This window comes from Pseudomonas sp. MS01C9, assembly GCF_058202755.1.
On record NZ_CM177073.1, the window covers coordinates 3,939,726 to 3,960,952 of the forward strand.

The following is a 21,227-nucleotide window of genomic DNA, read 5'->3' on the forward strand; positions in this document are numbered from 1 at the left end:
AGGTTCGCCACAGGTTTATCTGCCCTCCGAGTGTGTATGTTCAAGCGGTCTTTCTCTCACGCTGTCGCGACCTTACTGCTGGCCTGCGCCGCGCTGCCGGCCCAGGCCGACTGGTACCTGGACGGCGAATCGTCGCGGCTGTCGTTCATCAGCAGCAAGAACGGCAACGTTTCCGAGGTCCAGCGTTTCCTGGTTCTCCACGGTCAGGTCCAGCCCGATGGCCTGGCTCGCCTGGAGGTGGAACTGGAGTCCATCAACAGCGGCATTCCCCTGCGAGACGAACGCATGCGGGCCGAGCTGTTCGAGATCAAGCAATTTGCCGAAGCCACCGTTACGGCGCGGATCGACCTGGTCCCTATCCAGGACCTGGCCAATGGCGCGCAGTTGGAATTGCGCCTGCCGCTGACAGTGGACCTGCATGGCAAGCAGCATGAATACATCGTCGAACTGCTGGCGACGCGCCTGGATGAACGACGTTTCCAGGTGGTGACCCTGGAGCCGCTGGTGCTCAACGCGGCGGACTTCGACTTGGCGCCGGGCCTGGAAAAGCTGCGCAACCTGGCCGGTCTGTCAGCCATCAGCCTGTCGGTGCCGGTGAATGCGGTGCTGATTTTCACGGCGCGTTGACGTGAGCGGCCCGGTATTTCCCTGGCGTGAGGGCAACAGGTTCGAGCTGTTGATCGACGGTCCGCAGTTTTTTCCGCGCATGCTGGTGGAAATCGCCCGGGCCCAGGAACAGGTCGAGCTGGAGTTGTACCTGGTGGAGGCGGGGGCTTGCGCCGAGGCGATGGTCCAGGCCCTTGTCCAGGCAGCCGAGCGGGGCGTGCGCGTGCGGTGCCTGTTCGATGACTATGGCAGCCTGGCGTTTACCCTGGGCCTGCGCAACCGCCTGCTGGAGGCGGGGGTGGAGCTGCGTTTCTACAATCGCCTGAGCTGGCGCCGCTGGGTGCGCAACCTCTATCGCGATCATCGCAAGCTGCTGCTGGTGGACCAGCGTCTGGCGGTGGTGGGCGGCACCGGGGTGACCGATGAATTCTGGAACCCCCTCGACGACCGCAGCCAATGGCACGAAGTCATGGTGGAGATCGTCGGCCCGCTGGTGCTGGACTGGCAGTTGCTGTTCGACCGCCAGTGGCTCGCCAACCGTCACCGTCGTGCCTGGAAGCCGGCCTCCAACTTCGGCCTGCCGCGATTGCCTCGTGTACCGCCGGTGGGCGAGGGCATGGGCCGGGTGGCCTATGCCGACGCCCGCCAGCACCGGGATATCCTGCAGTCCCTGTCCCGGGCGTTGAACAGCGGGCAGAAACGGATCTGGATGGCGACGCCTTATTTCCTGCCGACCTGGAACGTGCGCCGTTCCCTGCGCAAAGCCGCGGCCCGGGGCATCGACGTGCGGCTGTTGCTTACAGGCCCACGCACCGATCATCCCTCGGTGCGTTACGCCGGGCATCGTTATTACCCGCGCCTGCTCAAGGCCGGGGTGAAGATCTTCGAATACCAGCCCTGTTTCCTGCACCTGAAAATGGTGCTGGTGGATGACTGGGTCAGCATCGGTTCCTGCAATTTCGATCACTGGAACCTGCGCTTCAATCTGGAGGCCAACCTCGAGGCCCTCGATTCGCGACTCAGCGCTGCGGTGGCGGCCAGTTTCGAGCGAGACTTCGCCCAGAGCCAGCAGGTCAGCCTGGACGCCTGGCAGCGTTGGCCGTTGTGGAAGCGCTTCAAGCAACGGTTATGGGGGCTGGTGGATCGGTTGGTGGTCAACCTGTTGGATCGACGCGGCTAGCCCGAACACCCAGATACAACTGTGGGAGCGGGCTTGCTCGCGATGGCGCAGTGTCAGCCAATGTCGATGCGGCTGATCTGACGCCATGGCGAGCAAGCTCGCTCCCACAGGGAAAATCAAGTTGTTCCGAAGGTCAGAGCAACTCGAAACTCTGCTGCTTCACGTCCTGGGAATCCAGGCCGATCTGCACATTGAACTTGCCCGGCTCCGCCGCGTATTTGAGCTGGGCATTGTAGAACTTCAGGTCGTCTTCGGTGATGGTGAAGTGGATGACCTTTTTCTCACCGGCCTTGAGCATCACCTTCTGGAAGTTCTTCAGTTCCTTCACCGGACGGATGATCGAGCCCGTCACGTCCTGGATATACAGCTGCACCACGGTTTCGCCATCACGCTTGCCGGTGTTCTCCACGGTCACGCTGGCGTCCAGCTTGCCGGTCTTGTTCAGCGTGGTGGAGGACAGGGCCATGTCCGACAGGCTGAATTCGGTGTAGCTCAAACCGTAGCCGAAGGGGTACAGCGGACCGGTGGTGTCGTCGAAATATTGCGAGGTGTAGTTGCCTGGCTTGCCCGGCGTGAACGGCCGGCCGATGCTCAGATGGTTGTAGTAGGTCGGAATCTGGCCTACAGAGCGTGGGAAGGTGATCGGCAGCTTGCCCGACGGGTTGTAGTCGCCGAACAGTACGTCGGCGATGGCGTTGCCGCCTTCGGTGCCGCTGAACCAGGTTTCCAGGATCGCATCGGCCTGTTGCTTCTCTTCCAGCAGCGACAGCGGACGGCCATTCATCAACACCAGTACCAGCGGCTTGCCAGTGGCCTTCAGGGCCTTGATCAGCTCGCGCTGGCTGGCGGGGATGTTCAGTTCGGTACGGCTCGACGATTCGTGGGACATGCCACGGGACTCGCCCACGGCGGCCACCACCACGTCGGCCTGCCTGGCGGCTTTCACCGCTTCGTCGATCAGCACCTGGGCCGGACGCGGGTCGTCCACCACTTCCGGGGCGTCGAAGTTGAGGAAGTTCAGGTAATCGAGGACCTTCTTGTCGCCAGTGATGTTGGCGCCACGGGCATAGATCAACTTCGACTCACCGCCCAAGGCACGGGCCATGCCGTCGAACACCGTGACCGACTGCGCCGGCCGGCCGGCGGCGGCCCAACTGCCCATCATGTCGATCGGCGCCTTGGCCAGCGGGCCGACCAGGGCGATCTTCGCCGTCTTCTTCAGGGGCAAGGTCTGGTTGCGGTTTTCCAGCAGCACCAGGCTGCGGCGCGCCACGTCACGGGCATCGGCGCGGTGCATGCGGCTTTCGGCATAGGTGTCGGCCGGGTCATCCTCGGCCTTGCCGATGCGCAGGTACGGGTCCTTGAACAGGCCCATGTCGTACTTGGCGGCGAGCACTTCGCGCACGGCGTTGTCGATGTCGCTCTGCTCGATCTCGCCGGCCTTGAGCAGCCCCGGCAGTTCCTTGCCATAGAGCGAGTCGTTCATGCTCATGTCGATGCCGGCCTTGATCGCCAGCTTCGCTGCTTCGCGACCGTCCTTGGCGACACCATGCTTGATCAGCTCGAAGATGGCGCCATGGTCACTGACCGCCAGGCCCTTGAAGCCCCATTCCTTGCGCAGCAGGTCGTGCATCAGCCAGGTGTTGGCCGTGGCCGGTATGCCGTTGATGGAGTTCAGCGCGACCATCACGCCGCCGGCGCCGGCATCGATGGCGGCGCGGTAGGGAGGCAGATAGTCCTGGTACATCTTCACCGGGCTCATGTCCACGGTGTTGTAGTCACGGCCACCTTCCACCGCGCCGTACAAGGCAAAGTGCTTGACGCTGGCCATGATGGCGTCGGCGGCGTTGGCGCCCTTGCCCTGGAAGGCCTTGACCATCACGGCGGCAATGCGCGACACCAGGTAGGTGTCCTCGCCGAAGCCTTCGGAGGTGCGGCCCCAGCGCGGGTCGCGGGAAATGTCCACCATCGGCGCGAAAGTGATGTCCAGGCTGTCGGCCGCTGCTTCCTTGGCGGCGATGCGGCCGGAGCGGTAGATGGCGTCCATGTCCCAGCTCGAGGCCAGGGCCAGGGGAATCGGGAAAATGGTGCGGTGGCCGTGGATCACATCGTAGGCGAAGAACATCGGGATCTTCAGCCGGCTGCGCATGGCCGCGTCCTGCATCGGACGGTTCTCATCGCGAGTGATGGAGTTGAACGTGCCGCCGATGTTACCGGCGGCGATTTCCTTGCGGATCATCTCCCGGGGCATTTCCGGGCCGATGCTGATCAGGCGCAATTGGCCGATCTTTTCCTCTAGGGTCATCTGCTTCATCAGGTCGCTGATGAAGGCATCCTTGTTCTCCATGGGGACTGGCAGGTTGTCGGCCCATACGGATTGACTGGCCAGACTGACAAACAGGCCCAGCAAACACAGCTTCTTCATGAATAGTTTTCTCGCAAGCCTAAAGGGCGGATCAGTACACGCCGGTCAGCCAAAATGTGAGGAGCGGCTATTGTTGTTCGGTCAAATGCAGCACACTTTCGAGCCCGGGGGGCTGAACTTAGTTTCGCACCGCGCATCTTTTAGCCCATCGATCCGTTTCAATCCAGTGCGGCGGCAGATTATGCCCCAGCGCCGATGGGATAGGTGGCCGTGTTTTTACCAATGCAATCAAGCAAGGGAGAGCTTCATCCGATGAATCCAAGACTGAACCACCGCGGCGGCCTGCAGATGCTCGCCCTGATGCTGTGCACCCTGCTGCTGGCCGGTTGCGGCATCAACAATATCCCGACCCTGGACGAGCAGGCCAAGGCGGCCTGGGGCCAGGTGCAGAACCAGTACCAGCGCCGTGCGGACCTGATTCCCAACCTGGTGGAGACCGTCAAGGGCTATGCCCAGCATGAGCAGGAAACCCTGACGGCGGTGATCGAGGCGCGCGCCAAGGCCACCTCGATCCAGGTGGATGCCAGCACCCTGGACAACCCGGAAAAACTCAAGCAGTTCCAGCAGGCCCAGGACCAGTTGAGCGGGGCGTTGAGCCGCTTGATGGTGGTCTCCGAACGTTACCCGGACCTCAAGGCCAACCAGAACTTCCTGGCGCTGCAATCGCAACTCGAAGGGACCGAGAACCGCATCGCCGTGGCCCGCCGTGACTTCATCCTGGCGGTGCAGAAGTACAACACCGAGATCCGGACCTTCCCGGGTCGCCTGTGGCACAGCGTGCTGTACAGCGACCTGCCGGTGCGTGAAACCTTCGAAGCCACCAGCCCCGGTGCCGAGAAAGCGCCGCAAGTGAAATTTTAATGAAGCCGCTACAGGCCTCGAGCTGCAAGCCGCAAGCATCGGTCCTGGGCACCGCGCTTGCCCATGGCTTGAAGCTGGCCGCTCGCAGCTGCGCCTTTGTGCTGTTGCTCTGGGTGTTCGCAGTCACGGCCCAGGCCGAATTGAAGTTTCCGCAGTTGACCGGCCGGGTAGTGGATACCGCCGGGCTGCTCGAGCCTGCGGTACGCCAGCAACTGGAGGCGCAGCTCAAGGCGCACGAGCAGGCCACCGGCGAGCAGGTAGTGGTGGTCACGCTGGCGAACCTGCAAGGCGCCAGCATCGAAGACTTCGGCTATCAATTGGGTCGCCACTGGGGCATCGGGCAAAAGGACAAGAATAACGGCGCACTGCTGATCGTCGCCCGGGATGACCGTAAACTGCGGATCGAAGTGGGCTACGGCCTGGAAGATCGGCTGACCGATGCCCAGAGTTCGGTGATCATCAACCAGGTGATCACACCGGCCTTCAAGACCGGCAATTTCAACAAAGGCATCAGTGACGGCGTGGCGGCGATGCTGGTGGTACTGGGCGGCAACCCCTTGGATGAGCCGGCAGCGGCGTATGACGCAGGGGCGCAGGAGGGTGATTTCGTCCAGCGTCATCCCGGGTTGTTCGTATTGCTGGTGATGCTGTTCATCATCACGGTCATGGTCTGCCAGGTACTGGGTATCCTGCCCGCCAACGGTGGCGGCTCCAGCGGTTCCAGCCGCGGCGGCGGTGGTTTCGGCGGTGGAGGCGGTGGCGGCTTCAGCGGCGGCGGTGGCAGTTTCGGTGGCGGCGGTTCGTCGGGCGGCTGGTGACAATAAAAATGAGCAGGCATTTCTAACCATGGCATTACTGACTGAACACGAACAACGCAAGGTGGCCGAGGCCATCGCCCGGGTCGAGCGCGATACCGATGCCGAACTGGTCACGGTGCTCGCCGCCCGTGCCGACGACTACGCCTATATCCCGCTGCTGTGGGCCAGTCTGCTGGCGTTGGTGGTGCCTGGGGTGGTGCATTATCTTTCGGGCTGGTTGACCATGCACAGCCTGTTGCTGGTGCAATGGGCCAGCTTCATCGTGCTGTGCCTGCTGTTTCGTATTCCCAGGATCACCACCCACCTGATTCCCCGCTCGGTGCGCCATTGGCGCGCCTCCAACCTGGCTCGCCGGCAGTTTCTCGAACAGAACCTGCACCACACCGTGGGAAGCACGGGGATGCTGATCTTCGTCTGCGAGGCCGAGCGGTACGTGGAGATCCTGGTGGACGAGGGCATTTCCAGCCGTCTCGACAACAAGCACTGGGAGTCGATTGTCGCGGCCTTCACCCAGCAGGTTCGCCAGGGACAAACCCTGCAGGGCTTCATAACCTGCATCCAGGCCTGCGGCGAATTGCTCAAGGAGCACGTGCCGGTGACTCACGAACGCAATGAATTGCCCAACCGCCTGGTGGTCCTGGGCTGAGGCTTTTGGCATCGCCGCTGCGGCGAGCACCCTCGTCGCGGGGAGTTTCCCGGCCATGACGGCTGGCCGGCCAACGCCAAGGGCACCGATGGATTTCGCACCGCTGGGGAAATTCCTCGTGCCCTCGCACCCCATCCCCCTAAAATACCCGCCATTCCCGATCCGCCCCGCCCCGAGGCCGCTTTTCCATGTCTGTCACCGCAACTCCCGCCCGTCCCGCCGCGGATCACCACGCCCAGTTCATCGAGTTGCTGCAGGCCAGCCTCGAACAGAACGCTTTCATCAAGCTGGTGCTGGCCCGGTATGTCGGCGACGAAGCAGACCTTCAGCGGCTGATCATCAAGCAAACGACCGTCAAGGAGCAGCCTTGCCTGTCGTTCGTCTATCGCTACAAGACCCGTGACATCACCAAGAACTTCCCGCTGGCCGAAGGCGTGGCGACCATCGCCGGGCTGTTGCCGGCGTCGTTCCGCAATGCCCATCTGCTGGCGGTGACCGACGAGGCGCAGCTGGAGTACAGCAAAAAGGGCAAGCCTTCGTTGTTCAGGAGCAAGCCCCAGCAATTGCGGGAAGTGCCCTCGGTGGAGCACAACCGCGAGAAGAACCGGTTTCTCGATCTGAGCCGGCCATTCCTGGCTGACCTGGGTGTGACCAACCACAAGCACGAGCTGATTCCGGCGATGTCGCGCAAGTGGAAGCAGATCAACAAGTTCATCGAAGTCTTCAGCCACGCGCTGACGTCCTCGCCGCTGGCCCTGGACAAGCCGGTACGGGTTTCGGACTTCGGTTCGGGCAAGGGCTACCTGACCTTCGCCATTCATGACTACCTGCGCAACACTCTGCAGGCCGAAGGCCTGGTGACCGGAGTCGAGCTGCGCGAGGACATGGTTCGGCTGTGCAACGAAGCTGCCGCGCGCTTGGAGCATCCGGGCCTGACCTTCCAGCACGGCGACGTGCGCAGCGTGGCCCCCAGTGCAGTGGACGTGATGATCGCCTTGCACGCCTGCGACATCGCCACCGATTACGCGATCCACATGGGCATTCGCTCGGGCGCTTCGATCATCATGTGCTCGCCGTGCTGCCACAAGCAGATTCGCTTGCAGATCCAGAGCCCGGCGTTGCTCAAACCGATGCTGCAATATGGCTTGCACCTCGGCCAGCAGGCGGAGATGGTCACCGACAGCTTGCGGGCGCTGCTGCTGGAAGCCTGTGGCTACGAGACCAAGGTGTTCGAGTTCATCTCCCTGGAACATACCAACAAGAACAAGATGATCCTGGCGGTCAAGCGCCCCGGGCCGGTGGAGCCCAAGGAGCTGTTGGCCAAGATCGAAGAACTCAAGGCGTTCTATCGCATCACCGAGCATTGCCTCGAAACCCTGCTGCGGGCCGACGGCTACCTCGCCTGACCGGCCATCGGCTGTTGCTGTGGGGGCGAGCTCCCACAGTGGGTCCGCCTGGCGTGCAACCCGTCAGTCAATGACCCGAGTTTTCCTCCCATTCCGGTACGGCGGACTACCTTTAATGCGTGCCCATCCACGCATTTCCCAAGGAGCCCAATCATGGCCGCGAAGAAAATCCTGATACTGGTCGGCGACTACGTCGAAGATTATGAAGTGATGGTGCCGTTCCAGGCCTTGCAGATGGTCGGCCACACCGTGCACGCGGTGTGTCCGGACAAAACCGCGGGCCAGACCGTGCGCACGGCTATCCATGACTTCGAAGGCGACCAGACCTATAGCGAAAAGCCCGGCCACCGGTTCGCCTTGAACCATGATTTCGCTGGTGTCGAGGCGGCTGACTACGATGCCCTGCTGATCCCTGGCGGTCGCGCGCCGGAATACCTGCGTCTGAACGAGAAAGTCTTGCAGCTGGTGCGAGATTTCGACCTGGCGGGCAAGCCGATCGCGGCGGTCTGCCACGGGGCGCAACTGCTGGCGGCGGCGGGGATCCTCGAAGGGCGGGAATGCAGCGCCTACCCGGCCTGTGCTCCAGAAGTACGCCTGGCGGGAGGGACCTATATCGATATTCCGGTGACGGAAGGTCACGTACAGGGCAATCTCGCCACCGCGCCGGCCTGGCCGGCTCATCCGAACTGGCTGGCGGGATTCCTGACGCTGCTGGGCACGGCCATTACGCTGTAGGGCGTTACGTACCCGGCCTGGCGGAACAAGCGCAGCGGGTCTTTACTGTCTGGGCAATCAACCCAGCCCAAGGGGAACGAACATGTCCGGATGGTACGAAATCAGCAAGACCAGCAGTGGCCAGTTTCGCTTTGTGCTCAAGGCAGCCAACGCCGAGACCATCCTGACCAGCGAGCTGTATGCTTCTCGCAGCGGTGCCGACGGCGGTATCGCCGCGGTGCAGAAAAACAGCCCGCTGGCCGAACGCTATGAGCTCAAGAACACGAAGGACGGTCATCCGTACTTCAATCTCAAGGCTGCCAACCATGAAGTGATCGGCAGCAGCGAGGCTTATTCATCGGACGCCGCCCGGGACAAGGGCATCGCCAGCGTCAAGGCCAACGGCCCCACCACCGTCATCAAGGACAAGACGCTGGCGGCACTTTGACAGCAAACCCATGGATGCCGGTCCCGTGGCGAGGGGATCTGTCCCCGTTGGGGCGCGCAGCAGCCCTCAAACATGACAACCTGGTCTGTCAGGTGAACCGAATGTTTGGCTTTTGGGGGCGCTGCGCACTCAACGGGGACAAATCCCCTCGCCACAGTCCATCGTGTCTCCGATCCCAAAAGAGTCCTGTCCAATGCCGACTGCCTAAATCTCCACCGGCACCGACAGTTTCGGATCGCCCAGCGGATGGCTCTTGGCGTCGAAGAACCGCAACGCCACCTCCAGTCCCTGGAACAACTTGGCGTAGTGACGCTTCTGGTGCTGGATGAACGCCTGGCTGCGGGGATAGATCGCAATGGCCATGGTCCTGGGGCTGGCCTGGCGCAAGGCCTGGACGATGTGCCGGTCCTGCTCGCCCAGGGCATGGCCGAACAGGCACAGGTTGTCGCTGTGGTGCAGCAACTGGTCATAGCCGAACGACAGGTAGTCGGAACTGCGGATCGTCCTGAGTTTGTCCTCGCTGGGCCCTTCATTGACGAACAGCGGTACGTCGTCGAGGGTCTTGAGGGTGTTGTTGATGGCGAAGTTGCCCAGCAGCGTGCCCTCGGTGGAGGTGAGCCTGCGCGCGGTGCCGTCCTGGTTGCGCACCAGGTGCAGGCCGCCGTGCAGGTAGAGCAGGCGCGTCTTGTCCGAGCAGGCGTGGTTCAGGTCGAAACGTTGATCGTCGCCGCTGAACAGATCGGTGAGGGTGCCTGGTTCATGCTGCAGCGCCCAGTGGTTGAGCAGGTCATAGTTGGTGGTGAATACCGTGCGGTAGCGACTCAGCTCTCGGTTCAACGTTGCCAGGGTTGCCGGCTGCACCAGCCGCCAGGGGATGTGCACGGCGTGCACGGTGTTGATCAGCGCTTCCTTGATCGCGTAGTAGCGATTGCGCGGGGCGGCGGAGCTGACGGCCAGGGCCTTGTTGATCCGGCTGGTGGTTTTCAGCGCACCGAGCACCTGCTCGAAGCTGCGCGTCTGCATTGCGTCGAACACGCTCAGTTCCGACGGGCTCAGGGGCTTTTCCTCGACCGTGCGGGCGTTCTCGAACAGCGAGTCATAGCCAAAGTCGTCCCATATGGCGCGGCTGGCACCATTGCCCACCAACAGGCCGCTGAAAGCGGTGTTGGCGCGCAAGGCCTCCCAATCTTCGAGCCGGGCGTCATATTCCTGGAAATCGGTCATTGCGAAGCTCATCCAAAACGTGGCAAAGGCAGGGCGCGACTTTATCACGACAGACTCTTGAGCCAGATCAAGGAATGCCGTGACCGCTCGGTCAATCCTGTAGGCACGCCGATCCGGCTTCCCCAGGAGCATGTTCCCATGAGCAGCACTTTCTTCATCCCAGCCGTGAATGTCATGGGGCTGGGCTGCCTCGACGAGGCCATGACCGCCATCCGCAACTATGGTTTTCGCAAGGCGTTGATTGTCACCGATGCCGGGCTTGCCAAGGCCGGCGTTGCCGACAAGGTGGCGGGACTACTGGCCGCACAGGACATCGATTCGGTCGTTTTCGATGGCGCAAAACCCAACCCGAGCATCGCCAACGTCGTGCAGGGGTTGGGCCTGCTGAAAGAAACCCGGTGCGATTTCGTGGTTTCGCTGGGTGGTGGTTCGCCTCACGACTGCGCCAAGGGCATCGCCCTGTGTGCCACCAATGGCGGGCAGATCGGTGACTACGAAGGCGTCGACCGTTCGAGCAAGCCGCAATTGCCGCTGATCGCCATCAATACCACTGCCGGCACCGCCAGTGAGATGACGCGCTTCTGCATCATTACGGACGAATCGCGCCATGTGAAAATGGCGATTGTCGATCGCAATGTGACACCGCTCATGTCGGTCAACGACCCGGCGTTGATGGTGGCGATGCCCAAGGGCCTGACTGCCGCCACGGGCATGGATGCGTTGACCCATGCCGTGGAGGCCTACGTGTCCACCGCCGCGACCCCGATTACCGATGCCTGCGCCCTGAAAGCCGTCACCCTGATCAGCAACAACCTGCGCCTGGCGGTGCGCGACGGCAATGACCTGGCGGCACGGGAGAACATGGCTTACGCACAGTTCCTCGCCGGGATGGCCTTCAACAATGCATCGCTGGGGTTCGTGCATGCGATGGCGCATCAGCTGGGCGGCTTCTATGACTTGCCGCACGGGGTATGCAACGCCGTGCTGTTGCCACACGTGCAGGCATTCAACGCCTCGGTGTGCGCCGACAGGTTGGCCGAGGTGGGCCGCGCCATGGGCGTCGATCTGCCTGGATCCAGCCCGGAGGAGGGCGCGCAGGCCGCCATTGCGGCGATTCGTGCCTTGGCCAGCGACGTGGACATTCCCGCAGGCCTGCGGGAGTTGGGTGTACGCCTCAATGACGTGCCGGTGCTGGCCGCCAACGCCCTGAAGGACGCCTGTGGCTTGACCAATCCGCGAGCAGCGGACCAGCGGCAAATCGAGGAGATTTTCCGCACCGCGTTCTAGGCTGTGTCTGAAAAGTCTTGAGACGAAGGTCAGGCGAGGCCGTTTTCAACGCAGCATGAACGAGTATCAAGGCTTTTCTTGCAGGGCCTGACGGGGTTGGGGCGGCAAGGATCTGGCACACAGCATTGCCGCCATCGCCAGCAACGTACACAACGCTGCCAACGGCCAGGCCTGCTCGCTCAACAGCAGGCTGGCCATGGCGCCGATCAACGATGCCATCCATTGATGCAGAAAGCCGCTCAACGCCATGGCATAGGCGCCGGGTATCGGTGAACTCTCATTGGCCAGGGACAGGCTGATGGGGTAGTTCAGCGACTGGCCGAACACGGCGAAGCAGTACGGCAGCCAGAAAAGCACCGCCACGCTGCCCAGGCTGAGGCTGGCCGCCAGCATGGTCGCGCTGCCGCCCAGTACCAGGGCGATACCCCAGCCCATCAGCCGTCGCTGGCCGATGCGCAATACGCAGGCATTGACCACCAATGCGCCGAGCAAGTACGCCGCGCTGATGGGCCAGCCCAGCAGGCCGTACTCGATCGCCGACCAGTGAAAGCTGTCACGCAGGATCAGCGGCGCGGCAGTGTTGAAGGCAATGATCACACCGTAACCCAACCCACCCGCCAGGGCGGGCAGGAGAAAGCCAGGGTGCTTCAGGATCTGCCCATACACGCGCCACGCCGGTTGACCGTTTTTCTCCTCCGTCAGCCTCGGGAACCTGGCCCGGGACACGGCTGCGGCCATTACCAGGCTGGCAGCGCCGAGCCCCTGGAAGATCGCCGCCCAGCCGAAAGCGGCCTGGATCAGGGAGCCGAGGTATTGGCCGATACCGAGGGCGATCACAAAGGCGATGGACAACCACGCCAGGGATTTGGCCAGCAGGTCGCCGCTGAAGCTGTCCCGGATCAACACCCTCGCCATCACCGAAATGCCGCTGGCCCCGATGCCCTGGATCAGCCTGAAGGCCAGGAACGCTTCCACGCCGGTTCCCAGGGGCAGGGCCAGGTTGGCCAGCCCGTATAGCGCCAACGCCGCCAGCAACACCGGCTTGCGCCCCAACCCCTGGCTCAGGCTGCCCCAGGCCAGCATGGGCAGTGCCATGCCGATCAGGTACACCGGCAGTCCCCAGGACACCCGTGAAGCATCGTCGCCCAGGTCCCGGGCCATGTCAGGCAAGGCCGGCAAGTAGATGCTCATGCCCAGTTGGGCCAGGAAAACCGTGGTGCAGGTGACGATCAGGGTTGTACGGTTCTTCATCAGTGGCCTGTACGGTTGATTTGAGTGCACGAATGAGCCGCACAGGCTACCCGTTTTCGTTCAGGGGCGGATTTCACGCCCGTGAGCTTTCAGCAGGTCGGTCATCTGTTCGCAGAACGACCGGATCACCCCTGGCTCCATGTCGGCCCGCAGGGTGATACGTATCGCGGCCTTGTTCTGCGGCACGACAGGGAAGAACACCGCCGAGGTGAAATACCCAAGCTCGGCCAGTTCCACCGCCAGCCGATTGGCCAGGGCTGCTTCGCCGCACGGTATCAGGCGGATCGCCATGGGGTTGCCGTACTGTTCGGTGCGGATAAGGCTGTCGAACAGTCGGATATTAGCCTGCAAGCGCTCCTGCAAGGAGCCCAGCTCTCGGCTGCGATGCAGGCGGATCGAGGCCATGCCGGCGCCGATGGCCGCTGCGTTCAGGCTCTGCGACCAGTTGCTGGGGCCACCGTAGCGCTGCACCAGCGCCTTGTGCCTTTCACTGCCGAACATCGCCAGGCCCCCGCTGGCCCCGAAGGATTTGGCCAGGGAAGCGACGATCAGGGTGCGTTCGTCCACGGTGGGAAGGCGCGAGCGGACCAGGCCGGCGCCGCATTGGCCCACGGTGGACAGCGCGTGGGAGTCGTCCAGGTACAGGAACAGGCCGTAGCGCTGCTTGAGATATAACAGGCTATCGAGGTCCGCCATCCCGCCCATGCTGTAGGCACCATCGGTCACATAGGCCACGTTGCGTTGACGCTTGCACAGGTCCTCGATGAAATCCATGTCGTTATGGGGGCAGGTGAGGACCTGGGTTTCATCGGCGCAAGCAGTCTTGAAGTGGTTCATCGAATAGTGGGCATGCTTGTCGAATATCATGACCGGCGGCCTGTTGTCGGTGAGCACGCCACTGGCCAGCAATGGCAGGATTCCCGCACTGGCCGCGCTGCAGGACAGGGCACTCAGGCAACTGGCACCGAACAGCTCCGACAACTGGGCCTCGTATCGGGCCAGGATCGCCAGCTTGCAGCGGTTCTTCGAGTTGGCGACCCGCAGGGTGCCGGTTTCCCACAACGCGGTCATGGCGCCGTCAAGCAATGCGGGGTGGTAATCCAGGCCCAGGTAGGAGGTCGTGCAGAAATGATGAAAGGTGCGACCGTACTGGTCGACCAGGACGTTGGGTGTCTTGACCTCGACGTTGAGTCCCGAGATCTTCCCGATTTCGGCGTTCTGCCAATCCTGGTCCGCCAGGGCAATGACCTTGCGGTAGTTGGTGAAACGATGGGTCGGCTGCGTGGTCTGGTTCATGGCGCGATTACATTCCTTGGTTGAGGGGTTCTGTCCGTGTGGTGTTTCGATATCTGTGTGTTTCCGGACTTTACAGACCACTGCCCAAGGCTTTGAATCGGCCGTTTCCGGCGTCTTTGAGGGGGGCTGGAGAGTTCTGTGTAGGACGTTGCCTATGAACGTGGACGAGGAATTCCCTGGTGGAGTGGGAGCTCGTTACAATGTTTGTCGATGCCCCGGAGCCGCTGCGTTGGGGGGTGTGTACAGCGTCCTCTCTTGTCCATTTCTTTCGCAAGGTTCCTGTCGATGCTTTCAGGCCTCAACCATCTGACCCTCGCGGTCACCGAGCTGGACCGAAGCGTGGGCTTTTATCGCGACCTGTTGCAGTTTCGTCTCGAGGCGCGCTGGGACAGCGGGGCCTATCTGTCTTTGCCGGGCTTGTGGTTGTGCCTGTCCCTCGACCCATTACGCACGACCGGGCCGGCGGCGGATTACACCCATTACGCGTTCAGCCTGGCGGCCGAGGGTTTCCCGCGTCTGGTGGCGCGGCTCAAGGCGGCCGGGGTCGCATCGTGGCGGGACAATCGCAGCGAAGGCGATTCGTTCTATTTCCTGGACCCGGACGGGCACAAGCTCGAACTTCATGTGGGCGACCTGGCGTCGCGTCTGAAGGCCTGTCGGCAGGCGCCTTACGCCGGCATGGAGTTCTTCACGGTGCCGTGACAAGGCCTTCTGTCGGGGAAAGATGGCTTAACGCAATCATTTTTCCGGAGGGCCTGAATGACTGCGCTATCCTCATCATATATTGCGCGCCGGATCATCGGATTCGCACATGACTGCATTCTCCGGATGGCGTTCAGCTCCATGGATACCCCTAATGCCACGCCGCTGGCCAGTTACCTCGACCTCCTGCTGGACGCTGTGTGCGCCGTAGACGCCCATGGTCGGTTCGTGTTCGTCAGTGCCGCCTGTGAGCGCATTTTCGGCTATACACCCCGGGAACTGATCGGTCGGTCCATGATCGAGCTGGTACACCCCGACGACCGCCAGCGAACCCTCGACGCCGCGCGGGAAATCATGGGGGGAGACCCCAAGTTCAACTTCGAGAACCGTTACCTGCGCAAGGACGGTCGGGTGGCGCACATTCTCTGGTCGGCACGCTGGTCGTCACAGGACCAACTGCGGATCGCCGTGGCGCGGGACATCACCGAGCGCAAGCAGGCCGAGTCCCGGCAGGCGGCGCTGTATGCGATCTCCGAAGCGGCCCATGCCGCGGCGGATCTGCTGGGGTTGTTCAAGCGCATTCACCTGATCATCGGTGAGTGGCTGCCGGCGCTGAATTTCTCGGTAGCGCTGTACGACGAGCAATGTGCCCAGCTAGATTTCGCTTATCACGTCGACGGCCGGGAGGGGCAGCCCGAGTTGCCGGATACGGTGACCGGGCGGTTGTGCGCAGAAGTGATTCGCAGCGGCCAGCCGATCCTGCTGACCTCTGATCGCGACTCGCTGCCATCGGGTTTGCGTGACCTGGCGACACAGCCGGGCGCACCCTGTTGGCTGGGGGTGCCGCTCAATGCCCAGAACGGCACGATCGGGGCGCTGATCGTCAAGAGCGCCCAGGACGACGAGCGCTATACCGAGCAGGACAAGGAGCTGCTGCAATATGTCTGTGCGCAGCTCACCATCGCCATCGAACGCCAGCGCCTGCATGCCCGCTTGCAGCGCATGGCGCAATACGATCAGTTGACCCAGATACCCAACCGCGAATTGCTGCGTGAGCGGTTCAAGGCTGCGCTGGCCAGCGCCCGTGCGGTGTCGGGACGCATGGCCTTGCTGTATATCGACCTGGATCGGTTCAAGCAGGTCAATGACACTTTCGGCCACGGTGTGGGCGATCTGCTGCTGCAAGCGGTGGCCAGCCGACTGCAGGGCTGCATCCGTGAGAGCGATACCGTGGCGCGCATTGGCGGCGACGAGTTCGTGGTGCTGCTCCATAGCATCCAGGCCCTGGACGATGCGCGCCGTGTCCAGGAAAAGATCCGTCATGCACTGAGCCAGCCGCTGCGCCTGGACGGACACAGCCTGAGCATCGAGCCCAGTATCGGCGTGGCCTGTTTTCCAGACCATGGCAGTGAAGACGTGGCCCTGTTCCGCCACGCCGACGAGGCGATGTACGCTGCCAAGCGCCACAATCACAAGGCCCTCGGCCTCTGACCCGGTGTCACCGTTCGTCGTGACGCCGTCGGCTTCGGCAAAACCTTCCAGCCCGTTTTCCTTTCGAATGTCAGGCGAGCAGTGCTCGTGACATCCATGTATCTGGAGGGCCGGACCATGCCAGGTTCACGAAGCAATTATCCGGGAAACATCGTTCACGATCGAACGAAGGTGTCTGAAGCGGGTCGCAAAAGTGGGAGAACCACCATCATGAGCGTCGATAAGCACCCGTCAAAAGTCGAAATCGGCCGCAAGCCGGGTCAGACGTCTCGCTGAATGTCACCGGTGGTTCTGATTCAGAGGCAGGAAAACCTGCCGGGACTTTTACTTCAAGGAGGGCGCGACCATGAGCCGGATGGCCACCTTTTTACGCACCAGCAGTCTTGTCGTGCTGATGGGCCTGGGTGCCAACAGTGCCTGGGCCCAATCGCCGACCGAATTCATCAACGATGCCTCAGCCAAAGGCATGGCCGACATCGAGGCCAGCCGCATGGCCCACGGGAAAGCCGAATCCAGGGAGGTCAAGGATTACACCATCATGGTGATCAACGACCGCACCACGGCCAACCAGCACCTGGCCAAGATTGCGAAAAAACTCGACCTGCCCGTCGAGCCCAGGGAAGCGGTGGCCGAGAAGGCCAAGACCCTGATACCGCAAGTCCAGGAAGGCGAATCGTTCGAGGCGGCCTACGCCGCCAGCCAGGTCAAGGCCACCGAGGAAGCCATCGCGCAGATCCAACAGGAGGCCCAGACCACTAACGTGCCGGAGATCAAGGCGTTCGCCGACGAGACCTTGCCCAAGTTGCAGACCCATCTGGAAATGGCCAGGGCGCTCCAGGCCAGCCGCTGATCCAAGGCTTGACTCATATTCAAGGCCGGGGCGATTACGTCCCGGTTCACCTTGCCCGCAGAAAGGAGAACCTCGATGTCCACACGCCGAGAACCCAATCAATATGCGATGCAGAACCCGTTGACCCAGTATCCTCGCCCGCCTTTCCCTGACCAGCCCCAATCACCGCCAGGTATCGACCAGGACATGGTGCCCAAGCCGGATCATGGTGAGAAAAGCTATCAAGGATTCGGCCGCCTGGAGGGCCGCAAAGCCCTGGTTACCGGCGCCGATTCAGGTATCGGTCGTGCGGCGGCCATCGCCTATGCACGGGAAGGTGCCGACGTCGCGATCAATTACCTGCCCAGTGAAGAGCGTGATGCCCGGCAAGTCATCGAACTGATCGAAGCCGAGGGCCGCAAGGCCATTGCGATTCCTGGCGATCTCAAGGACGAGGCATTCTGCGTCCAACTGGTGAAAAGCGCCCCTGAGCAACTGGGAGGACTGGACATCCTGGTCAATGTGGCCGGCAAACAGGAAGCGCAGAAAGACATCGCCGACATCACCACCGCTCAGTTCGACGACACCATGAAAACCAACATCTATGCGATGTTCTGGCTCTGCAAGACCGCGGTGCCGCTGATGCCGGCCGGGGCGACCATCATCAATACCGCCTCGATCCAATCCTACGATCCGTCGGCGACATTACTGGATTACGCCACCACCAAGGCGGCCATCGTGGCGTTCACCAAGGCGCTGGCTGGCCAGGTCATCGGCAAGGGCATCCGGGTCAACGCCGTGGCACCGGGGCCGATCTGGACCGTGTTGCAGCCCAGTGGCGGGCAGCCCCGGGAGAAAATACCGACCTTCGGTTCCCAGGTCCCGATGAAGCGTCCCGGCCAGCCGGCCGAATGCGCGCCGCTCTACGTGTTGCTGGCTTCCCAGGAGTCGAGCTATATCACCGGCGAAGTGTTCGGTGTGACAGGCGGTAATCCGCTGCCCTGAGGCACGATAGGCTGCGCGGGTGAGAGGTTGTCTCGCTCGCGCAGTCACGCCTTCAGCATTGATTCAGGTCCACCTTGTTCTGCTCCTCAAGACCCTCCAGGTTTTTCGCCTCGCCCTGGCCCATGGCCTGGTAGTGCTTGCGCAGGGCCTCCAGTTGCTTGAGGTCCAGGGATTCGAGGCCAAGCATCGCGTTCTGCGCCTCTTTGGTCGCCCGCAGTAACTCGTCGACCTTCAGGTGCAGGATGTCGGTATCGCGGTTTTGCGTGTTCTGGATGAGGAATACCATCAGGAAGGTAATGATCGTCGTCGATGTATTGATGATCAGTTGCCACGTATCGTTGAACTTGAAGAAAGGCCCGCTGATAGCCCAGAGCGCCAACAATACGAGGGCTCCCAGGAATGTCTTTGGGCTCCCCGCCCACAGGGACAGTTTCTGAGCGATTTTTGCGAAGGTCATTGCTGTGTTCCTTGTAGGATTCACCTGTCTGGTGTGACAGCAACGAAACGGTGAAAATTCTACTTACATTCTTCCCCGTGACGGCCTGCGGACGTTCATCGCTCAGGGCGAAAAATGGCGCAACCATCGCGATGTTCAAGGGTCATTGTTTAAACCCATCCCCTGGAGTAAGCCATGAACCTCGCACGCACTTTCTGCCTCGCCTGCTGCCTGCTTGCCTTGCAAGGCTGCTTCGACAATTCGGACAACGAGACCAAGGACAACACCGACGGCTCCAAGTCTTCGGTGCAGATGCAGGAGTCCGGTTCCGAGAAGAAATAACAAATGTGCTCGCAGACATGATCGATGTACAAATATCGAACAAAAAAAACCGGCCCTGGGAGGCCGGTTTTTTTGTATCTCCAGTCATTGAATGACGTGAGATCGGAATCTGATTGGAGCGGGTGAAGGGAATCGAACCCTCGTTATCAGCTTGGGAAGCTGGAGTAATGCCATTATACGACACCCGCTCAGAGCGGCTGACTTTGTACCAGAAGTGGGCGTGGATTTGAAGTTTTTCTTTACCGGCGGTGACGTCGCTTGCCTGCGCAGGCCTTCGGCCAGTGCGGTCGTTGGCGAGCAGGCCCCGCTATCGAGGGGCTTGCCCGCCAAGACTCGGTTTCAGATGGCCAGCGCATGGTGGTCCTGCACGTAGTTGTAGCGCGACCGGATTTCATAGCGGCTGGGCTGGAGGAAGTTCAGCAGGGCGTCGCGGCTGTCGCGGCAGGCGGCCTTGTGTTCCATGTCCAGGAAGTGCCCCGTGGCTTGTACCGTGCTGAAGCTGCTGTCCTGCACATGTCGAGCGAACAGCCTCGCGTCGTTGGCGGTGGTGTATTCGTCCCATTCGCCATTGAGAAACAGCACCGGCACGTTGATTTTCTTCGCCGCATCGACGTAGCACGCCAGATCGCTGTGGAGCACTTCGTTGATATGAAAATGCATCTGGGTGTATTCATGCTCGGCCAGGCTGCTGACATGGCGATAGTTGAAGCGCTTGAACAATGGCGGTAGATGCTTGCCGATGGTGTTGTTCACCAGATGGCCCACACGGTCGCCGTCCAGGTGGCTGAGGTAGTCGACGCCACGTTCCAGGTAATCGCGCATCGGTGCGTTGAGCACGGGGGAGAACGAGCTGATCACGGCCTTTTCGATGCGCCGTGGGCGCTGGGCCAAGGCGTTCAGCGCGGCGGTTCCTCCCCAGGAAAACGACAGCACATGCTCGGCGGCGAAGTGGTCGATCAGTTCCAGGAGAATCTGCCCTTCATCCTCCTTCGTCAGCATTTTCTCGTGCCGGTTGTGGGGTTTGGACTTGCCTGCGTAGGGCTGGTCGTACAGGACGACGTTGAATTGCGGATGCAGGTTCTTGACGGTCTGGGCAAACGACGCGGTGGTGGCCAGCGAGCCGTTGACCAGGATGATGGTCTTTTGCGCGGCGTCTGCGCGATAGAACTCCGTGTAAACCCGATACTGACCTTGTATATCCAGCACAGCGATTTCTGGCCTCATGTCATCAGACTCCTGGCAAGCGGGTATGCGCGCAATGAGATTGCACGGGCAATGTGACAGGTAGGCATACGCCTGGAAGATAAGGCCCATGTCGATCCGGCAGGACTGGTCGACGGGTGTTGTTATAGGCGGGCAGATTGCCGGTGGATAACGCGAGGGCTGGGGGACACCGGCCGGCAAAAAGTTTCTTGGAAGTATGATATGACTCGTCGGTCACATTTCGGCCGACGGTTTGATTCAAGCAGGGGGGCGACCGTTGCGCAAGTACCCTTCGAAAAATTGTTCGACACTTTCTGCCCGACGGTCATCGGTTCAGATCAGGCGGATCTCGTCAGGGCGCAGTGCGCGGTATCGGCCCGGCTCCAGGTCGGCGTCCAGCACCAATGGACCCATGCGTTCCCGGTGCAGGCGCAACACTTTGTTGTCGAAGTGGCCGAACATGCGTTTGACCTGATGGTAGCGGCCTTCCACGATGCTCAGCCGCGCGGAATTAGGCCCCAGCAACGTCAGCTCCGCCGGTTGGGTGGTGAGGCCTTCGAAGGCGAAGTACAGGCCACGGGCGAAGGTGGTGGCGTACTCGTCCGTGATGGTTCGCTCGGTCTCGACGTAATAGACCTTGGGCAACCGGGTCTGCGGTTGGGTCAGGCGCCGCGACCAGTTGCCGTCATTGGTGATCAGCATCAGCCCGGTGGTATTGAAGTCCAGGCGTCCGGCGATGTGCAGGTCGTCCTTGTCCGGTTCGTCCAGCCAGTCCAGCACGGTGGGGTGTTGCGGATCACGGGTGGCGCTGACGCAACCGGTGGGCTTGTGCAGCATGAAATAGCGCGCCGGTCGACCGGCCTGCAACAGTTCGTCGTCCACCTCGACGCGGCTGAACTCACGAACCTGGGCATGAGGGTCATTGACCACCTGGCCATCGATCCGCACCCGGCGTTCGACCAGCAACAGTCGGGCCTGTTGGCGATTGAAACGTGGCAGGTTGCTGAGGAAACGGTCGACGCGCATGGGCAGTTCAGGCAAGGAGGCGGAGGGCGGG

At 61.8% G+C, this 21,227-nt stretch carries 21 protein-coding genes and 1 tRNA gene; 14 read left to right on the forward strand and 8 right to left on the reverse strand.

Going from position 1 to position 21,227, the window contains the following annotated elements; translation table 11 throughout:
* Positions 1–36: 36 nt before the first annotated feature.
* Both AC1M7R_RS18005 and AC1M7R_RS18010 read left to right on the forward strand, forming a co-directional pair.
* The gene (locus AC1M7R_RS18005; RefSeq protein WP_072399226.1) at positions 37–627 is read left to right on the forward strand and encodes a YceI family protein; all 591 of its coding nucleotides are present in this window, start codon (positions 37–39) and stop codon (positions 625–627) included.
* Position 628: 1 nt separating this feature from the next.
* A complete protein-coding gene (locus AC1M7R_RS18010; protein ID WP_490609789.1) occupies positions 629–1,786 on the forward strand; it encodes a phospholipase D-like domain-containing protein in 1,158 nt (385 codons plus the stop codon).
* A 133-nt stretch (positions 1,787–1,919) separates the two neighbouring features.
* On the opposite strand, the gene bglX is transcribed toward AC1M7R_RS18010, so the two are convergent.
* Complete coding sequence (gene bglX, locus AC1M7R_RS18015; RefSeq protein WP_072399223.1) at positions 1,920–4,211, reverse strand: beta-glucosidase BglX; 2,292 nt, start codon at positions 4,209–4,211, stop codon at positions 1,920–1,922.
* 252 nt (positions 4,212–4,463) lie between these two features.
* On the opposite strand from bglX, the gene AC1M7R_RS18020 reads away from it, so the two are divergent.
* The 6 genes from AC1M7R_RS18020 (at position 4,464) to AC1M7R_RS18045 (ending at position 9,104) form a co-directional block, all read left to right on the forward strand.
* A complete protein-coding gene (locus tag AC1M7R_RS18020) occupies positions 4,464–5,072 on the forward strand; it encodes a LemA family protein (protein ID WP_072399221.1) in 609 nt (202 codons plus the stop codon).
* Positions 5,072–5,890 (forward strand): TPM domain-containing protein, encoded by an 819-nt coding sequence (locus AC1M7R_RS18025; RefSeq protein ID WP_271904963.1) that lies wholly within the window; start codon positions 5,072–5,074, stop codon positions 5,888–5,890. The genes AC1M7R_RS18020 and AC1M7R_RS18025 overlap by 1 nt, the downstream gene beginning before the upstream one ends.
* A 28-nt stretch (positions 5,891–5,918) precedes the next feature.
* Entirely contained in the window at positions 5,919–6,536 is a 618-nt protein-coding gene (locus tag AC1M7R_RS18030; RefSeq protein WP_072399219.1) for a TPM domain-containing protein, read from the forward strand.
* A 188-nt stretch (positions 6,537–6,724) separates the two neighbouring features.
* On the forward strand, positions 6,725–7,942 hold the full coding sequence (locus AC1M7R_RS18035) for a class I SAM-dependent methyltransferase (protein WP_072399217.1): 1,218 nt from the start codon (positions 6,725–6,727) through the stop codon (positions 7,940–7,942).
* A 150-nt stretch (positions 7,943–8,092) separates the two neighbouring features.
* Positions 8,093–8,677: a DJ-1/PfpI family protein gene (locus AC1M7R_RS18040; RefSeq protein WP_172834645.1), complete on the forward strand. Its 585-nt coding sequence runs from the start codon at positions 8,093–8,095 to the stop codon at positions 8,675–8,677.
* A gap of 82 nt (positions 8,678–8,759) precedes the next feature.
* Positions 8,760–9,104 (forward strand): YegP family protein, encoded by a 345-nt coding sequence (locus AC1M7R_RS18045; RefSeq protein WP_072399214.1) that lies wholly within the window; start codon positions 8,760–8,762, stop codon positions 9,102–9,104.
* A 204-nt stretch (positions 9,105–9,308) separates the two neighbouring features.
* Here the strand turns inward: AC1M7R_RS18045 and AC1M7R_RS18050 are convergent, their stop codons facing one another.
* Positions 9,309–10,328: a DUF4917 family protein gene (locus tag AC1M7R_RS18050; protein ID WP_072459297.1), complete on the reverse strand. Its 1,020-nt coding sequence runs from the start codon at positions 10,326–10,328 to the stop codon at positions 9,309–9,311.
* Between the two features lie 138 nt (positions 10,329–10,466).
* Between AC1M7R_RS18050 and yiaY the strand changes: the two genes are divergently transcribed.
* Positions 10,467–11,615, forward strand: a complete 1,149-nt coding sequence (gene yiaY, locus AC1M7R_RS18055) for an L-threonine dehydrogenase (protein ID WP_271904960.1) — start codon at positions 10,467–10,469, stop codon at positions 11,613–11,615.
* A 66-nt stretch (positions 11,616–11,681) separates the two neighbouring features.
* Here yiaY and AC1M7R_RS18060 read toward each other — a convergent pair whose 3' ends face one another.
* Together AC1M7R_RS18060 and AC1M7R_RS18065 are read right to left on the reverse strand one after the other, a co-directional pair.
* Positions 11,682–12,866 carry an MFS transporter gene (locus AC1M7R_RS18060; RefSeq protein ID WP_490609790.1) on the reverse strand — a complete coding sequence of 395 codons (1,185 nt, stop codon included), beginning with the start codon at positions 12,864–12,866 and terminating at the stop codon, positions 11,682–11,684.
* A gap of 60 nt (positions 12,867–12,926) precedes the next feature.
* Positions 12,927–14,162: an aminotransferase class I/II-fold pyridoxal phosphate-dependent enzyme gene (locus tag AC1M7R_RS18065; RefSeq protein WP_072399207.1), complete on the reverse strand. Its 1,236-nt coding sequence runs from the start codon at positions 14,160–14,162 to the stop codon at positions 12,927–12,929.
* A 285-nt stretch (positions 14,163–14,447) separates the two neighbouring features.
* Between AC1M7R_RS18065 and fos the strand changes: the two genes are divergently transcribed.
* The 4 genes from fos to AC1M7R_RS18085 all read left to right on the forward strand — a co-directional run bounded on the left by fos (position 14,448) and on the right by AC1M7R_RS18085 (position 18,189).
* A complete protein-coding gene (gene fos, locus AC1M7R_RS18070; protein WP_072399205.1) occupies positions 14,448–14,864 on the forward strand; it encodes a fosfomycin resistance glutathione transferase in 417 nt (138 codons plus the stop codon).
* Positions 14,865–15,005: 141 nt separating this feature from the next.
* On the forward strand, positions 15,006–16,355 hold the full coding sequence (locus tag AC1M7R_RS18075; protein ID WP_072431932.1) for a sensor domain-containing protein: 1,350 nt from the start codon (positions 15,006–15,008) through the stop codon (positions 16,353–16,355).
* Positions 16,356–16,701: 346 nt separating this feature from the next.
* The gene (locus AC1M7R_RS18080; protein WP_072431909.1) at positions 16,702–17,205 is read left to right on the forward strand and encodes a DUF4142 domain-containing protein; all 504 of its coding nucleotides are present in this window, start codon (positions 16,702–16,704) and stop codon (positions 17,203–17,205) included.
* Between the two features lie 75 nt (positions 17,206–17,280).
* Positions 17,281–18,189 (forward strand): SDR family oxidoreductase, encoded by a 909-nt coding sequence (locus AC1M7R_RS18085; RefSeq protein WP_490609791.1) that lies wholly within the window; start codon positions 17,281–17,283, stop codon positions 18,187–18,189.
* A gap of 52 nt (positions 18,190–18,241) precedes the next feature.
* Here AC1M7R_RS18085 and AC1M7R_RS18090 read toward each other — a convergent pair whose 3' ends face one another.
* Positions 18,242–18,646, reverse strand: coding sequence for a low affinity iron permease family protein (locus AC1M7R_RS18090; protein WP_072399197.1), 405 nt, complete (start codon positions 18,644–18,646; stop codon positions 18,242–18,244).
* Between the two features lie 174 nt (positions 18,647–18,820).
* Here AC1M7R_RS18090 and AC1M7R_RS18095 point away from each other — a divergent pair, with 174 nt between their 5' ends.
* Positions 18,821–18,967, forward strand: coding sequence for a hypothetical protein (locus AC1M7R_RS18095; protein ID WP_165887740.1), 147 nt, complete (start codon positions 18,821–18,823; stop codon positions 18,965–18,967).
* Positions 18,968–19,081: 114 nt separating this feature from the next.
* Here AC1M7R_RS18095 and AC1M7R_RS18100 read toward each other — a convergent pair.
* The 3 genes from AC1M7R_RS18100 to AC1M7R_RS18110 all read right to left on the reverse strand — a co-directional run bounded on the left by AC1M7R_RS18100 (position 19,082) and on the right by AC1M7R_RS18110 (position 21,196).
* A tRNA-Gly gene (locus AC1M7R_RS18100) sits at positions 19,082–19,155 on the reverse strand.
* A gap of 151 nt (positions 19,156–19,306) precedes the next feature.
* Positions 19,307–20,191 carry an alpha/beta fold hydrolase gene (locus AC1M7R_RS18105; RefSeq protein ID WP_092181704.1) on the reverse strand — a complete coding sequence of 295 codons (885 nt, stop codon included), beginning with the start codon at positions 20,189–20,191 and terminating at the stop codon, positions 19,307–19,309.
* 312 nt (positions 20,192–20,503) lie between these two features.
* Positions 20,504–21,196: a pseudouridine synthase gene (locus tag AC1M7R_RS18110; RefSeq protein WP_072431911.1), complete on the reverse strand. Its 693-nt coding sequence runs from the start codon at positions 21,194–21,196 to the stop codon at positions 20,504–20,506.
* Positions 21,197–21,227 lie beyond the last annotated feature (31 nt).

Bases quoted from the DNA above. Each gene is read 5' to 3' on its own strand.
- AC1M7R_RS18005 (WP_072399226.1), top strand. From the start codon at position 37: ATGTTCAAGCGGTCTTTCTCTCACGCTGTCGCGACCTTACTGCTGGCC.
- bglX (WP_072399223.1), bottom strand. From the start codon at position 4,211: ATGAAGAAGCTGTGTTTGCTGGGCCTGTTTGTCAGTCTGGCCAGTCAA.
- AC1M7R_RS18020 (WP_072399221.1), top strand. From the start codon at position 4,464: ATGAATCCAAGACTGAACCACCGCGGCGGCCTGCAGATGCTCGCCCTG.
- AC1M7R_RS18025 (WP_271904963.1), top strand. From the start codon at position 5,072: ATGAAGCCGCTACAGGCCTCGAGCTGCAAGCCGCAAGCATCGGTCCTG.
- AC1M7R_RS18030 (WP_072399219.1), top strand. From the start codon at position 5,919: ATGGCATTACTGACTGAACACGAACAACGCAAGGTGGCCGAGGCCATC.
- AC1M7R_RS18035 (WP_072399217.1), top strand. From the start codon at position 6,725: ATGTCTGTCACCGCAACTCCCGCCCGTCCCGCCGCGGATCACCACGCC.
- AC1M7R_RS18045 (WP_072399214.1), top strand. From the start codon at position 8,760: ATGTCCGGATGGTACGAAATCAGCAAGACCAGCAGTGGCCAGTTTCGC.
- AC1M7R_RS18050 (WP_072459297.1), bottom strand. From the start codon at position 10,328: ATGACCGATTTCCAGGAATATGACGCCCGGCTCGAAGATTGGGAGGCC.
- yiaY (WP_271904960.1), top strand. From the start codon at position 10,467: ATGAGCAGCACTTTCTTCATCCCAGCCGTGAATGTCATGGGGCTGGGC.
- AC1M7R_RS18060 (WP_490609790.1), bottom strand. From the start codon at position 12,866: ATGAAGAACCGTACAACCCTGATCGTCACCTGCACCACGGTTTTCCTG.
- AC1M7R_RS18065 (WP_072399207.1), bottom strand. From the start codon at position 14,162: ATGAACCAGACCACGCAGCCGACCCATCGTTTCACCAACTACCGCAAG.
- fos (WP_072399205.1), top strand. From the start codon at position 14,448: ATGCTTTCAGGCCTCAACCATCTGACCCTCGCGGTCACCGAGCTGGAC.
- AC1M7R_RS18075 (WP_072431932.1), top strand. From the start codon at position 15,006: ATGGATACCCCTAATGCCACGCCGCTGGCCAGTTACCTCGACCTCCTG.
- AC1M7R_RS18080 (WP_072431909.1), top strand. From the start codon at position 16,702: ATGAGCCGGATGGCCACCTTTTTACGCACCAGCAGTCTTGTCGTGCTG.
- AC1M7R_RS18085 (WP_490609791.1), top strand. From the start codon at position 17,281: ATGTCCACACGCCGAGAACCCAATCAATATGCGATGCAGAACCCGTTG.
- AC1M7R_RS18090 (WP_072399197.1), bottom strand. From the start codon at position 18,646: ATGACCTTCGCAAAAATCGCTCAGAAACTGTCCCTGTGGGCGGGGAGC.
- AC1M7R_RS18095 (WP_165887740.1), top strand. From the start codon at position 18,821: ATGAACCTCGCACGCACTTTCTGCCTCGCCTGCTGCCTGCTTGCCTTG.
- AC1M7R_RS18105 (WP_092181704.1), bottom strand. From the start codon at position 20,191: ATGAGGCCAGAAATCGCTGTGCTGGATATACAAGGTCAGTATCGGGTT.
- AC1M7R_RS18110 (WP_072431911.1), bottom strand. From the start codon at position 21,196: ATGCGCGTCGACCGTTTCCTCAGCAACCTGCCACGTTTCAATCGCCAA.